General features: G+C 66.8%; 13 protein-coding genes. 5 read left to right on the top strand and 8 right to left on the bottom strand.

The genetic code is table 11. From position 1 onward, the window contains the following. Positions 1-19 precede the first annotated feature (19 nt). Positions 20-1,126: an agmatine deiminase gene (aguA, locus tag WFQ67_RS15420; RefSeq protein ID WP_337057401.1), complete on the top strand. Its 1,107-nt coding sequence runs from the start codon at positions 20-22 to the stop codon at positions 1,124-1,126. A 381-nt stretch (positions 1,127-1,507) separates the two neighbouring features. Here the strand turns inward: aguA and WFQ67_RS15415 are convergent, their stop codons facing one another. The 8 genes from WFQ67_RS15415 to WFQ67_RS15380 form a co-directional block, all read right to left on the bottom strand. Continuing rightward, positions 1,508-1,723: a TOBE domain-containing protein gene (locus tag WFQ67_RS15415; protein WP_003455791.1), complete on the bottom strand. Its 216-nt coding sequence runs from the start codon at positions 1,721-1,723 to the stop codon at positions 1,508-1,510. Positions 1,724-1,832: 109 nt separating this feature from the next. After that, positions 1,833-2,642 carry an aliphatic sulfonates ABC transporter ATP-binding protein gene (gene ssuB / locus WFQ67_RS15410; protein ID WP_213627094.1) on the bottom strand — a complete coding sequence of 270 codons (810 nt, stop codon included), beginning with the start codon at positions 2,640-2,642 and terminating at the stop codon, positions 1,833-1,835. Beyond that, complete coding sequence (gene ssuC, locus WFQ67_RS15405) at positions 2,639-3,424, bottom strand: aliphatic sulfonate ABC transporter permease SsuC (RefSeq protein ID WP_213627096.1); 786 nt, start codon at positions 3,422-3,424, stop codon at positions 2,639-2,641. Before ssuC ends, ssuB begins: the two co-directional genes overlap by 4 nt. A 10-nt stretch (positions 3,425-3,434) precedes the next feature. Further along, positions 3,435-4,592 carry an FMNH2-dependent alkanesulfonate monooxygenase gene (gene ssuD / locus WFQ67_RS15400; RefSeq protein WP_337057398.1) on the bottom strand — a complete coding sequence of 386 codons (1,158 nt, stop codon included), beginning with the start codon at positions 4,590-4,592 and terminating at the stop codon, positions 3,435-3,437. Positions 4,593-4,702: 110 nt separating this feature from the next. Then, complete coding sequence (locus tag WFQ67_RS15395; protein ID WP_213627100.1) at positions 4,703-5,668, bottom strand: sulfonate ABC transporter substrate-binding protein; 966 nt, start codon at positions 5,666-5,668, stop codon at positions 4,703-4,705. 108 nt (positions 5,669-5,776) lie between these two features. Beyond that, a complete protein-coding gene (ssuE, locus tag WFQ67_RS15390) occupies positions 5,777-6,352 on the bottom strand; it encodes an NADPH-dependent FMN reductase (RefSeq protein ID WP_173176793.1) in 576 nt (191 codons plus the stop codon). Between the two features lie 124 nt (positions 6,353-6,476). Further along, complete coding sequence (locus WFQ67_RS15385) at positions 6,477-7,115, bottom strand: peroxiredoxin (RefSeq protein ID WP_173176795.1); 639 nt, start codon at positions 7,113-7,115, stop codon at positions 6,477-6,479. A gap of 313 nt (positions 7,116-7,428) precedes the next feature. Next, positions 7,429-8,772, bottom strand: coding sequence for an OprD family porin (locus tag WFQ67_RS15380; RefSeq protein WP_337057396.1), 1,344 nt, complete (start codon positions 8,770-8,772; stop codon positions 7,429-7,431). A 429-nt stretch (positions 8,773-9,201) separates the two neighbouring features. Between WFQ67_RS15380 and WFQ67_RS15375 the strand changes: the two genes are divergently transcribed. From WFQ67_RS15375 to tauC, 4 genes are all read left to right on the top strand, one after another. Continuing rightward, on the top strand, positions 9,202-10,173 hold the full coding sequence (locus tag WFQ67_RS15375) for an aliphatic sulfonate ABC transporter substrate-binding protein (RefSeq protein WP_173176799.1): 972 nt from the start codon (positions 9,202-9,204) through the stop codon (positions 10,171-10,173). A gap of 209 nt (positions 10,174-10,382) precedes the next feature. Continuing rightward, a complete protein-coding gene (gene tauA, locus WFQ67_RS15370; protein WP_213627106.1) occupies positions 10,383-11,363 on the top strand; it encodes a taurine ABC transporter substrate-binding protein in 981 nt (326 codons plus the stop codon). 129 nt (positions 11,364-11,492) lie between these two features. Continuing rightward, the gene (gene tauB / locus WFQ67_RS15365) at positions 11,493-12,275 is read left to right on the top strand and encodes a taurine ABC transporter ATP-binding subunit (RefSeq protein WP_337057394.1); all 783 of its coding nucleotides are present in this window, start codon (positions 11,493-11,495) and stop codon (positions 12,273-12,275) included. Further along, complete coding sequence (gene tauC / locus WFQ67_RS15360) at positions 12,272-13,102, top strand: taurine ABC transporter permease TauC (RefSeq protein ID WP_236247629.1); 831 nt, start codon at positions 12,272-12,274, stop codon at positions 13,100-13,102. Before tauB ends, tauC begins: the two co-directional genes overlap by 4 nt. Positions 13,103-13,108: the final 6 nt, after the last annotated feature.

The following is a 13,108-nucleotide window of genomic DNA, read 5'->3' as shown; positions in this document are numbered from 1 at the left end:
GCGACCCTAGGGAACCCGCATGAAACCTCTGAACAGCACACCCCGCGCCGATGGCTTCCGCATGCCGGCCGAGTGGGAACCCCACAGCCGCACCTGGATGGTCTGGCCCGAGCGCCCGGACAACTGGCGCCTCGGCGGCAAGCCCGCGCAGGCGGCCTTCACCGCCGTGGCCCGCGCCATCGCCCGCTTCGAGCCGGTGACCGTGTGCGTCAGCGCCGGCCAGTACGAAAACGCCTGCCAGCGCCTGGACGAGCCGAACATCCGCGTGGTGGAAATCACCACCGATGACGCCTGGGTGCGTGACACCGGCCCCACCTTCGTGACCAACGACACGGGCGAGGTGCGCGGCGTGGACTGGGCCTTCAACGCCTGGGGCGGCTTCGATGGCGGCCTCTACTCGCCCTGGAACCGCGATGACCAGGTGGCCTCGAAGATCCTCCGCATCGAAGGCTGCCAGGGCTACCGCACCGAAGGCTTCGTGCTCGAGGGCGGCTCCATCCACGTGGACGGCGAAGGCACCCTGATCACCACCGAGGAATGCCTGCTCAACCGCAACCGCAACCCGCACCTGAACCGCGAGGAGATCGAGGCAGTGCTGCGTGACCACCTGGCGGTGGACAGCATCATCTGGCTGCCGGACGGCCTCTACAACGACGAGACCGACGGCCACGTCGACAACTTCTGCTGCTACGTGCGCCCGGGCGAAGTGCTGCTGGCCTGGACCGACGACCCGGCCAACCCCAACTACCCGCGCTGCCAGGCGGCGATGAAGGTGCTGGAGCAGGCCCGCGACGCCAAGGGCCGCCAACTGGTGGTGCACAAGATGCCGATCCCCGGCCCGCTCTACGCCACGGACGAGGAGTGCGCCGGCGTCGACCTGGTGGCCGGCACCCAGGAACGCGACCCGTCGATCCGCCTGGCCGGCTCCTACGTCAACTTCCTCATCGTCAACGGCGGCATCGTCGCGCCCAAGTTCGACGACCCGAAGGACGCCGAGGCCGAAGCCATCCTCAAGCGCCTGTTCCCGCAGCATGAGGTGGTGATGGTGCCGGGCCGCGAGATCCTCCTCGGCGGTGGCAACATCCACTGCATCACCCAGCAGCAGCCGGCGCCGCAGAAGCGCTGAGCCACCGCTGGATGAACGAAGCCCCGCGAAAGCGGGGCTTTTTCATGGATGCGGCTGGGGTCGTCCCGGCTGTAGTGGACCACGCTTAATCGGTCCACCATCGGCGTCACCTGCACCACCGCTGGTGGACGTGAAGAGCGACGTCCACCCTACGCCCCGGGGCGCGCCGCGCGTCATCACAAATGAATGCGCTCCGGCGCGGATCGGTTTGTAGGGGCGAATTCATTCGCCCAAGGACCGCGCAGCGGTCCCCAACGAACGAGCCCCCGCAAACGCGGGGGCTCTTCATGTCGGTACAAGGCACGTTCACGTGGGAGCGGATTCATCCGCGAAGGATCGCGCAGCGATCCCCGCTTCTCCCCACGATCACACCCCGCTGCCTCACAGCTTGGCGATGGACACCTCGGTGGACTTCACGAAGGCGATCACCTCCGAGCCGATGCCCAGCTCCAGCTCGCGCACGGAACGGGTGGTGATCACCGAAGTGACGATGCCGGCGGCGGTCTGCACGTCGATTTCCGACAGCACCGGGCCTTCGATGATTTCCTTGATGGTGCCCTTGAACTGGTTGCGGACGTTGATGGCTTTGATGGTCATGGCGTTTTCTCCTGGGGTCGAAAAGCAGCTTCAAGTTGCAAGCTCCAAGCGGCAAGTCGGAGCGTCCTGCTCTTCCTTGCGGCTTGTGGCTTGCGCTTGCCGCTGAGGGTTAAAGCGCCCAACGCAACTGCGTGGGCAGGGGTGAAAAGGGTTCCGGCTCCGGTGGCGAGGCGGGTTGCGACAGCACCCGCTCCAGCACCTCGGCCTCCAGTGCCGCCAGCCGTGCCGAACCACGGGCGCGGGGGCGGTGCAGTTCCACGGCCAGGTCGAGGCCGACCTCGCCGTCTTCGATCAGGATCACCCGGTCGGCGATGGCCACGGCCTCGCTGACGTCGTGGGTGACCAGCAGCACGGTGAAGCCGTGCTTCTGCCAGAGGCGTTCGATCAGTTGCTGCATCTCGATGCGGGTCAGCGCATCCAGCGCGCCCAGCGGTTCGTCCAGCAGCAGCAGGCGCGGTTCGTGGATCAGGGCGCGGGCCAGGGCCACGCGCTGCTTCTGGCCACCGGACAGCGCCGCCGGCCATTCCTGGGCACGGTCGGCCAGGCCCACGGCCTCCAGCGCTTCCAGGGCCTTGGGCCGCCAGTTGCCGGAGAGGCCGAGGCCGACGTTGTCGATCACCCGCTTCCAGGGCAGCAGGCGGGCGTCCTGGAACATCAGCCGGGTGTCCTCGCGGGCCTCGGCCAGGGGGGCCGAACCGGCCAGCAGCTCGCCCCGGCTGGGCTGGTCGAGCCCGGCCAGCAGGCGCAGCAGGGTGCTCTTGCCGCACCCGCTGCGACCGACCACGGCAACGAACTGGCCGGCGGGAATCAGCAGGTCGATGTCCTTGAGCACCTCGCGCTCGCCGAAGGACTTGCCGATGCTGCGGATCGCCAGCGGGATGCCGCGCTTCAGGCGCTGGGGCGTGGACAGGGCATTCATGCCGCACCTCCCTTGGCCTGGTAGGCCGGGTGCCAGCGCAGCCACAGGCGTTCGAGGCCACGGGCGGCGACGTCGGCCAGCTTGCCGAGCACCGCGTAGAGCAGGATCGCCAGCACCACGACGTCGGTCTGCAGGAACTCGCGGGCGTTCATCGCCAGGTAGCCGATGCCGGAACTGGCCGAGATGGTCTCGGCGACGATCAGGGTCAGCCACATGAAGCCGAGGGCGAAACGCACGCCCACCAGGATCGAGGGCAGCGCGCCGGGCAGGATCACCTGGCGGAACAGGCCGAAGCCGGAGAGGCCGTAGCTGCGCGCCATCTCCACCAGCGCCGGGTCGACGTTGCGGATGCCGTGGTAGGTGTTGAGGTAGATGGGGAACAGGGTGCCGAGGGCGACGAGGAAGATCTTCGCCGACTCGTCGATGCCGAACCACAGGATCACCAGCGGGATCAGCGCCAGGTGCGGCACGTTACGGATCATCTGCACCGAGCTGTCGAGCAGGCGTTCGCCCCATTTCGACAGGCCGGTGATGAAGCCCAGCAGCAGGCCGAGGCCGCCACCGATGGCGAAGCCGATGCCGGCGCGCCAGCCGCTGATGGCCAGGTGGGTCCAGATCTCGCCGCTGGCCACCAGTTGCCAGCCGGCGGTGACCACGGCGCTGGGTGCCGGGAGGATGCGGGTGGAGAGCAGGCCGGTCTCGACGGCGAGCTGCCAGGTGGCCAGCAGCACGAAGGGCAGTGCCCAGGGCGCCAGGCGCTGGAGGATTGACTGGAAATTCATCTCGGCGCCCTCAGCTCTGCGAGACCTTGAGGCGACGCTCGGGCAGCGCCTCGTTGGCCACCATCTCGCCGAAGGGGCTGACGAAGGCCAGGCCATCGCTCGCCTGCGGGCGTGCCACGTCCAGGTGGGGGAACAGCAGTTCCGCCACGCGGTAGGACTCTTCCAGGTGCGGGTAGCCGGAGAAGATGAAGGTGTCGATGCCGAGGTCGGCGTATTCCTTGACCCGCGCGGCCACGGTGGGCCCATCGCCCACCAGCGCAGTGCCCGCACCGCCACGCACCAGGCCGACGCCGGCCCAGAGGTTGGGGCTGACTTCCAGCTGGTCGCGCTTGCCATTGTGCAGGGCGGCCATGCGTTGCTGGCCGACCGAGTCGAAGCGGGCGAAGGCCGCCTGGGCCTTGGCGATGGTGGCGTCGTCGAGGTTGGCGATCAGGCGGTCGGCGGCGGCCCAGGCTTCTTCGTTGGTCTCGCGCACGATCACGTGCAGGCGGATGCCGAAGCGCACGCTGCGGCCGAGCTTGGCGGCCTTCTCGCGCACCTGTTCGATCTTCTCCTTCACGGCGGCCGGCGGCTCGCCCCAGGTCAGGTACAGCTCCACCTGTTCGGCGGCCAGGTCCTGGGCGGCTTCGGAGGAGCCGCCGAAGTACAGCGGCGGGCGCGGTTGCTGCAGCGGCGGGTAGAACAGCTTGGCGCCCTTCACCTGGATGTGCTTGCCGTCGTAGTCGACGGTCTCGCCCTCCAGCACGCGGCGCCAGATACGGGTGAATTCGACGGAAGCCTCGTAACGCTCTTCATGGTTCAGGTGCAGGCCGTCGGCGGCCAACTCGTCCGGGTCGCCCCCGGTCACCAGGTTGAACAGGGCCCGGCCGCCGGAGAGGCGGTCGAGGGTGGCGGCCTGGCGCGCGGCGACGGTGGGCGAAATGATCCCCGGGCGCAGGGCGACGAGGAATTTCAGGCGCTGGGTCACCGGGATCAGCGAGGCGGCGACCAGCCAGGAGTCCTCGCAGGAACGGCCGGTGGGGATCAGCACGCCGCCGAAACCGAGGCGGTCGGCCGCCTGGGCGATCTGCTGCAGGTAGCCGTGGTCGACAGCGCGGGCGCCTTCGGATGTGCCGAGGTAGTGGCCGTCGCCGTGGGTCGGCAGGAACCAGAAGAGGTTGAGACTCATCGCAATAACTCCAGGGTGAGCGCGCCGGCGTGGCGTAGCCGCGCGATGATGGTTCGTTTACGGGTATCGAAACCTCCCCCGCGCCGTCCTGGCGCGGGGCGAGGCGCCAATCACTGCTGCTGGGCGACCTTGGCGGGCGGCGTCCAGATCACATCCTTGATGCTGAGTTTTTTCGGGATCAGCTTCAGGTCGGTGAAGGTGTCGGCGATCTTCTGCTGCGCAGTGACCACCTCCGGGGTGAGGAACTGGGCGCCGTAGCCCTGGCGCTTCACCGCGATGGAGGTGATGTCCCTGGGCAGGCCGAGCAGCGGCGCGACCTGTTCGGTGACAGTGTCCGGGTCGGCCTTGGAGTCCTCGCCCACGGCGCGGACTTCCTCCACCAGGGTGCTGATCACCTGCGGGTGCTGGGTCGCGTACTGCCGGGTGGCCAGGTAGAACTGGTGGTTATCCACAAGCTGGGTGCCGTTGCGCAGGGTGCGGGCCTGCAGCTGCTGCTCGGCGGCCGCCTGGAAGGGGTCCCAGATCACCCAGGCGTCGACGCTGCCACGCTCGAAGGCGGCGCGGGCATCGGCCGGCGGCAGGTACACGGGCTGGATGTCGCTGTACTTCAGGCCCGCCTCTTCGAGGGCACGGACCAACAGGTAGTGCACGTTGGAGCCCTTGTTCAGGGCGACCTTCTTGCCGGCCAGTTCCTTGACCGACTGGATTGCCGAGCCCTTGGGCACGAGGATCGCCTCGCTGGTGGGCGCCGGCGGCTCGTAGGCGACGTAGAGCAGGTCGGCACCGGCGGCCTGGGCGAACACCGGCGGGGTCTCGCCGGTGACGCCGAAGTCGATGGAGCCGACGTTGAGGCCTTCCAGCAGTTGCGGGCCGCCGGGGAACTCGGTCCATTTCACCTCGATGCCCTGGTCGGCCAGGCGCTTCTCCAGGGAGCCCTTGGCCTTGAGCAGCACCAGGGTGCCGTATTTCTGGTAGCCGATCCGCAAGGTCTCGGCCTGTGCCTGGGTGATGGCGCCGAAGGTGATGGCCGCTGCAAACAGGGCGACCAGGCTCCGACGCAAAGTGATGGTGCGCATGGCGCTCTCCTCGAACTCTGCTTTGGGTAGTGGTTGCGCCTGCTTGCCCGTTGGCGGGCGAGTAAGGCCTTGTTCTTGTCACCCCCAGGGGGAGTGTCCTGCCGTGCTTCAGATGCTCCAGCGCGCGTTGCGCAGGGCATCCGGCTCCAGGGGGCGAGGCCTTCTGGCCAGGGCCCGCTGGAATTGCTCCAGTGATTCGTCCAGGCGTTGCTCCAGGGACGGGGCGAGTTGCACACCGCCGTTCTGGTGCTCCACCTGGCCGTCGTCGGCGAAGATGCCGTGCAGCACTTCCTCGGCCTTGAGGGCCGTCAGAACGGGCCGCAGTGCGTAATCCACCGCCAGCATGTGGGCCTTGCTGCCACCGGTGGCGATGGGCAGCACGACCTTGTGTTCCAGGGCCCGCTCGGGCAGCAGGTCGAGCAGGGTCTTGAGGGCACCGGCGAAGGACGCCTTGTACACCGGCGTCGCCACCAGCAGCCCGTCGGCGCGGCCGACCTGCTCGATCAGGTGCTGCACGCGGGGGCTGTCGAAGCGTGCGTGCAGCAGGTCCTCGGCGGGGAAGTCCCGTACCGCGAAGCCCGCCAGCTCCACCCCATGCCGCTCCAGCCACTGGCGGGCGCGGGTCAGCAGGGCTGCCGAGCGCGACTCCAGGCTGGGACTGCCGGAAAGGGTCACCACCAACATCGGGACTGTTCCTCTTCGATAAAAAACGGACCGGCGCACCGGTCCGAACCCTGCTCTTTCATTCATTGGGGGGCTGACCGAGGGCCGCCCCGTCGCCCCGCACAGGCGGGGCCCGCTCAATGCCTCAGCGATTGGGCTGCGGCGTCAGGCGCAGGTACGGCCGGATCGCCTTGTAGCCACGGGGGAAGCGCTGCTTGATCTCGTCCTCGTCTTTCAGCGAGGGCACGATCACCACGTCATCGCCGTCCTGCCAGTTACCAGGGGTGGCGACCTTGTGGTTGTCGGTGAGCTGCAGGGAGTCGATCACCCGCAGGATCTCGTTGAAGTTGCGCCCGGTGCTGGCCGGGTAGGTGATGATCAGGCGCACCTTCTTGTTGGGGTCGATGATGAACAGCGAACGCACGGTGAGGGTGTCGTTGGCATTCGGGTGGATCAGGTCGTAGAGGCCGGAAACGGCACGGTCGGCGTCGGCGATGATGGGGAAGTTGACGACGGTGTTCTGGGTCTCGTTGATGTCGTCGATCCACTTCAGGTGCGAATCCACCGGGTCCACCGACAGGGCGATGGCCTTGACCCCACGGGCGGCGAATTCGTCCTTCAGCTTGGCGGTCAGGCCCAGTTCGGTGGTGCACACCGGCGTGAAGTCGGCGGGGTGCGAGAAGAGCACGCCCCAGCTGTTGCCCAGCCACTCGTGGAAACGGATGCGGCCTTCGCTGGAGTCCTGTTCGAAGTCGGGGGCGATGTCGCCGAGTCTGATGCTCATGTGCAGCTCCTTGAGACTGGATTCGTCGTTCTGTGCGCTCACTATGCCCAGCCTCGAAGGAAATCAAAAAGAATAAATAACAATTTATTTATAACTTTAAGAGCTATATCTCCAACCCCCTCAAAACACCCCTTCAGCCCTTGCAGGATGGGTAGAGCGAAGCGAAACCCATGCGGTCACCGGATACTCCGCAATGATGGGTTTCGCTCAGCTCTACCCATCCTACGAAGCCCGATTTGCCGCCTGCCCCGAATCGCGCCCACAAAAAAGCCCCGCCTCCGCCAGGGGCGGAAGCGAGGCTCGGTGACGCTGCTTACAGCAGGGTCAGGGTGTAGCTCACGATCAGGCGGTTTTCGTCCTGGTCGCGGGTGGTGCCACCCACGTCGCTGCGGAAGGCGGCGTTACGCCAGGACAGGCCCAGGCCTTTCAGCGGGCCGTCCTGCAGGGTGTAGTCCAGGCGGAAGTCACGCTCCCACTCGCCCAGGTCGCCGCCAGTGGCGTTGTCGATGCCGCTGCCCTTCAGGTAGGTGGCGACGGCCTTCAGGCCCGGTACGCCGGCCTTGGCGAAGTCGTAGCCGTACTCGGCCACCCAGGTGCGCTCGCCGGCACTGAGGAACTTGCCGATCTGGCGGTCGGTGATCAGGTAGGCGGTGGCACCGTCACCCTGGTTCAGGAAGGGGAAGGCGCTGTCGCCGGACACCTGCTGGTAGCCCAGGCTGGCGGCATGGCTGCCCAGGGTGTAGGTGAAGAAGCCGCTCCAGGTGCGGTTGTCGACTTCGCCGCGCAGCGGGTCGTTGCTGGCCCACTTGCCGGCACTGCGGTAACCCTGGCTACGACCGGCGGCGCTGGAGTTCAGGCCATCGGAGGTGCTGTAGAAGTAACGCAGATCGGACTTCAGGGAGCCCGGGCCAACCGGCAGCACATGGGTCAGGCCCAGGAAATGCTGTTTGTAGAACTCATCGAGGTTGCCGTAGTAGTACTGGGCCAGCAGATCCTTGGTGACCTTGTAGTCGGCACCGGCGTAGTAGAACTTGTTCTCGAACTTGCCAGTCTGCGCATTGTTGGCGCCACCGATGGACAGGCCACGGGCATCGCTGGAGTTACGGCCCTTGGCGTGCTCGAGCTGGCCCCCGACCAAGGTCAGGCCGTCGATCTCGTTGGAGGTGACCTGGCCACCTTCGAAGGTCTGCGGCAGCAGGCGACCGTCGTTGAAGGTCACGACCGGCAGCTTGGGCTGCAGGGTGCCGATACGGCCTTCGGTCTTGGAAACGCGGACCTTGCCGGTCACGCCGATGCTGCCGAAGTCATCCACGGCACGGCCATCACCTTCCGACGGGAACACGATGCCGCCGTAGTTATCGCTGCCGTTGTTGTAGTGAGTGCCCTTGCCGGAGTCCAGGCGTACGCCCAGCAGGCCCAGCGCGTCGACGCCAAAGCCCACGGTGCCCTCGGTGTAGCCGGAGGTGTAGTTGAAGAGGAAGCCCTGGCCCCACTCTTCCTGCTTGGAGGGGTTATCGGCGCGCTCGCGGTTGTCCTGGTTGATATAGAAGTTGCGCAGGCCGAGGGTGGCCTTGCTGTCCTCGACGAAACCGCCCGCGACGGCCTGTTGGGCCAGTACACCGGCAGCGATGGCCAAGGCCAGGGAAGATCTGTTCATGCTCGTGCTCCAGATGGTGCTTGTTTCTTGGTGTTTTAGTTTTAGAGGTGAGGCGCGCTCACGCCTCGCTGTATATAAAAATATACAGCGAGGCAGTATGACCACAGGGTCATGGATTTCCAGCGCGATTCAAGCGAAAGCACCCCGCCCCGGATGGCTGGCAATCTAGGGCAAGGCGCTTAAGGCTTAAAAAGAATTTATTGTCACTTTATTGTAACTAAATCGCATAAAAAGCATCACGGACGAGCTTTGAACCCGTTCTCATCTCGCCGCATAAGCTAATGATTAAAAATTATTGGTCCCGCCTTTTTTAGATCACCTAGCTTCTCGCCACCGGACAACCGGACGAACTTCCCGCTTCGCGATGAAAGCGGGGTCCCGTTCCGGCCTCCCGAGATCGCCGGAAAGCGCATCTTCGAGAGGTTCGTCATGGCCCAGGCCAAACCCTTCACCCGTACCGCACTGCTCGCCCTCGCACTGGGCATCGGCCTGCTGGCCGCCCTGCCCGTGGACGCCGCCAGCCAGCAGCTGCGCATCGGCTTCCAGAAATCCTCGACCCTGATCACCCTGCTCAAATCCCAGGGCGGCCTGGAGCGCGAGCTCGCCAAGCAGGACATCGCCATCAGCTGGCACGAATTCCCCAGCGGCCAGCCGCTGCTGGAAGCCCTCAACCTGGGTAACGTCGACCTTTCCGCGGATGTCGCCGACACCGTGCCGGTGTTCGCCCAGGCGGCGGGCGCGCAACTTACCTATTTCGCGCAGGAAGCGCCATCACCTTCCGCCCAGGGGATCCTGGTGCACGCGGATTCACCGCTGAAAAGCCTCGCCGACCTCAAGGGCCGCACCGTTGCGGTGACCAAGGCCGCCGGCAGCCACTACCTGCTGATCGCCGCCCTGAACAAGGCCGGGCTGAAGTTCTCCGACATCAAGCCCGCCTACCTCACCCCAGCCGACGGGCGCGCCGCCTTCGAAAACCACAAGGTCGACGCCTGGGTCACCTGGGAGCCCTTCCTCACCAGTGCACGCGAGCAGTTGCCGACCCGTACCCTCAGCGATGGCGCGCACCTGGCCGACTACCAGCGCTACTACCTGACCGGCAGCGCCTTCGCCAAGGCCAACCCCAAGGTGCTGCAGACGGTGTTCGACGAACTGGTGAAGACCGGCGACTGGCTGCGCGCCAATCCTCGCCAGGCGGCCGAGATCCTCGGCCCGCAATGGGGTGGCCTGGCACCGGCGATCGTCGAGCAGGCCAACACCCACCGCAGCTACCAGGTACGCGCCGTGCAGCCAGGCAGCCTGGCGGAGCAGCAGAAGATCGCCGATGCCTTCTTCGCCGAAGGGTTGTTGCCGAAGAAGGTGGACGCCCTGGCGCTGCCCATCTGGACTCCGGAAGCCCACTGACCCACCCGTAGGGCCCGCGAGCCGGGCCCTTCGCCTGGACGGGGCAAGTAGCCAGCACTCATAAGCTAATGACTAAAAAGTATTTATTCTGAATTTTTTAGATCATTTAGATTCGCTCCACCGGATCACCGGACACCCTGAGAAAACCCCGATTCCCGTCCCGTGGCCCGGCCTCCGAACCGGCCCGTCGCCCGTTTAGGAGCACCACCATGATCAGCTCTCTGTTCCCCCGTCGCCTGCTGGCGGCATTGACCCTCGGCGGCCTGGCCATCAGCGCGCAGGCCGCGGATTTCACCGTCGCCTACCAGACCACCGTCGACCCGGCGAAAGTCGCCCAGGCCGACGGCGCCTATGAAAAGGCCAGCGCCTCCAAGATCGACTGGCGCAAGTTCGACAGCGGCGCCGAAGTCATCACCGCCGTCGCCTCCGGTGACGTGCAGATCGGCTACGTCGGCTCCAGCCCCCTGGCGGCGGCGGCTACCCGCCAGCTGCCGATCCAGACCTTCCTCATCGCCACCCAGATCGGCGACGCCGAGGCCCTGGTCGCCCGCAACGGCGCCGGCATCGCCAAGCCCGAGGACCTGGTCGGCAAGAAGATCGCCGTGCCCTTCGTCTCCACCGGCCACTACAGCCTGCTGGCCGCCCTCAAGCACTGGAAGATCGACCCCAGCAAGGTGACCATCCTCAACCTCGCGCCGCCGGCCATCATCGCCGCCTGGCAGCGCGGCGACATCGACGCCACCTACGTCTGGGACCCGGCGCTCGGCGTGGCCAAGTCCAGCGGCAAGGTGCTGATCAGCTCCGGTGAGCTGGGCAAGCTCGGCGCCCCGACCTTCGACGCCTGGATCGTGCGCAAGGACTTCGCCGAGAAGCACCCCGAGGCGGTCCGCGCCTTCGCCAAGGTGACCCTCGACGCCTACGCCGACTACCGCAAGGACCCGCAAGCCTGGCTGGCCGACAAGGCCAACATCGACAAGGTGGTGAAGCTCTCCGGCGCCAAGGCCGAGGACATCCCGCTGCTGCTGCAGGGCAACGTCTTCCCGCTGGCCGCCGACCAGGTCACCGCCCTCGGCGCACCGACCACCCAGGCCATCAACCAGACCGCCACCTTCCTCAAGGAGCAGGGCAAGGTCGATGCGGTGCTGCCGGACTACGCCCCCTACGTGAGCGCCAAGTACGTCACCAACTGATCGGCTGCGCGTCGGCGGGGCGTCGTTGAAAACGACCTGGGCTTGCTCACCCGCAGCAGCCCCGGTCGTTTGCGACTGGCCCCGCTCCAACTCGCTCGATCCGACACATTCAGAAGAGCGCAAAAGAAAATGGCCTTACTCCAGCTGGAGCGCATCAGCGCACAGTACCCCGGCACGGCCGAGCCGGTACTGACCGACATTTCCCTCTCCCTCGGGCCACAGCAGTTGCTGGTCGCCCTGGGGCCTTCCGGCAGCGGCAAGACCACGCTGCTCAACCTCATCGCCGGCTTCGTGCCCCCCAGCGACGGTCGCATCAGCCTCGACGGCCAGCCCGTGCAGGGCCCTTCCGCCGAGCGTGGGGTGGTGTTCCAGGACGACGCCCTGCTGCCCTGGCAGAACGTCCTCGGCAACGTCGCCTTCGGCCTCGAACTGGCCGGCGTGCCCCGTGCGCGGCGCGAAGCCAAGGCCCGCGAGATGCTCGCCCTGGTCGACCTCGCCGGCTTCGAGAAGCGACAGATCTGGGAACTCTCCGGGGGCCAGCGCCAGCGCGTCGGCATCGCCCGGGCCCTGGCCGCCGACCCGCGCGTGCTGCTGATGGACGAACCCTTCGGCGCCCTCGACGCCTTCACCCGCGAACAGATGCAGGAACTGCTGCTGCAGGTCTGGCAGCGCGCCGCCAAGCCGGTGTTCCTGATCACCCACGACATCGAGGAAGCGGTGTTCCTCGCCACCGACCTGATCCTCCTGTCACCCAACCCCGGCCGCATCAGCGAGCGCCTGACCCTCGACTTCGGCCGCCGCTACGCCGCCGGCGAGAGTGCACGGGCGATCAAGTCCGACCGGGCCTTCATCGAAACCCGCGAACACGTCCTCGCCCAGGTCTTCGCCGAACGGCAAAGGAGAAGCTCATGAGCAGCCTCGACCTGCCCCTGCCGGAAAACAAGGCAGTGGCCCCCGCACCCCGCACCTGGCGCCTCTCCACCTTCGCCATCAGCAGCCTGACCCTCGTCGGCCTGCTGCTGGCCTGGTGGGCGGTGACCACCGCCGGCCTGATCGAACCGCTGTTCCTGCCCAGCCCCCAGGCGGTGCTGCGCAAGGGCTGGCAGCTGGCCACCCAGGGCTATATGGATTCCAGCCTCTGGGCGCACCTGCTGGCGAGCCTCGCGCGCATCGGCACCGCCCTGCTGGCCGCCGTGCTCACCGCCATCCCGCTGGGCATCGCCATCGGCCGCAACCGCATCGCCCATGGCATCTTCGACCCGCTGATCGAGTTCTACCGGCCGATCCCGCCGCTGGCCTACCTGCCGCTGATCGTCATCTGGTGCGGCATCGGCGAGTTGTCCAAGGTGCTGCTGATCTTCCTCGCCATCTTCGCCCCCATCGCCATCGCCACCGCCACCGGTGTGCGCAACGTCAACCCGGCGCGCCTGCGCGCGGCGCAGTCCCTCGGTGCCACCCCGGCGCAACTGATCCGCCACGTGGTCCTGCCCAGCGCCCTGCCGGACATCCTCACCGGCGTGCGCATCGGCCTCGGCGTCGGCTGGTCGACCCTGGTCGCCGCCGAACTGGTGGCCGCCACCCAGGGCCTCGGCTTCATGGTCCAGTCGGCCGCGCAGTTCCTGGTCACCGACGTCGTGGTGCTCGGCATCCTGGTCATCGCCCTGGTCGCCTTCGCCCTGGAACTCGGCCTGCGCACCCTGCAACGCAAGCTCGTGCCCTGGCACGGGCAGAACCACTGATCGAGG

It is taken from the genome of Pseudomonas sp. USHLN015 (assembly GCF_037153275.1).
Lineage (GTDB): Bacteria > Pseudomonadota > Gammaproteobacteria > Pseudomonadales > Pseudomonadaceae > Metapseudomonas > Metapseudomonas tohonis.
Note: the sequence above shows the minus strand (reverse complement) of the source record. Positions and strands in the feature narration are given on the sequence as shown.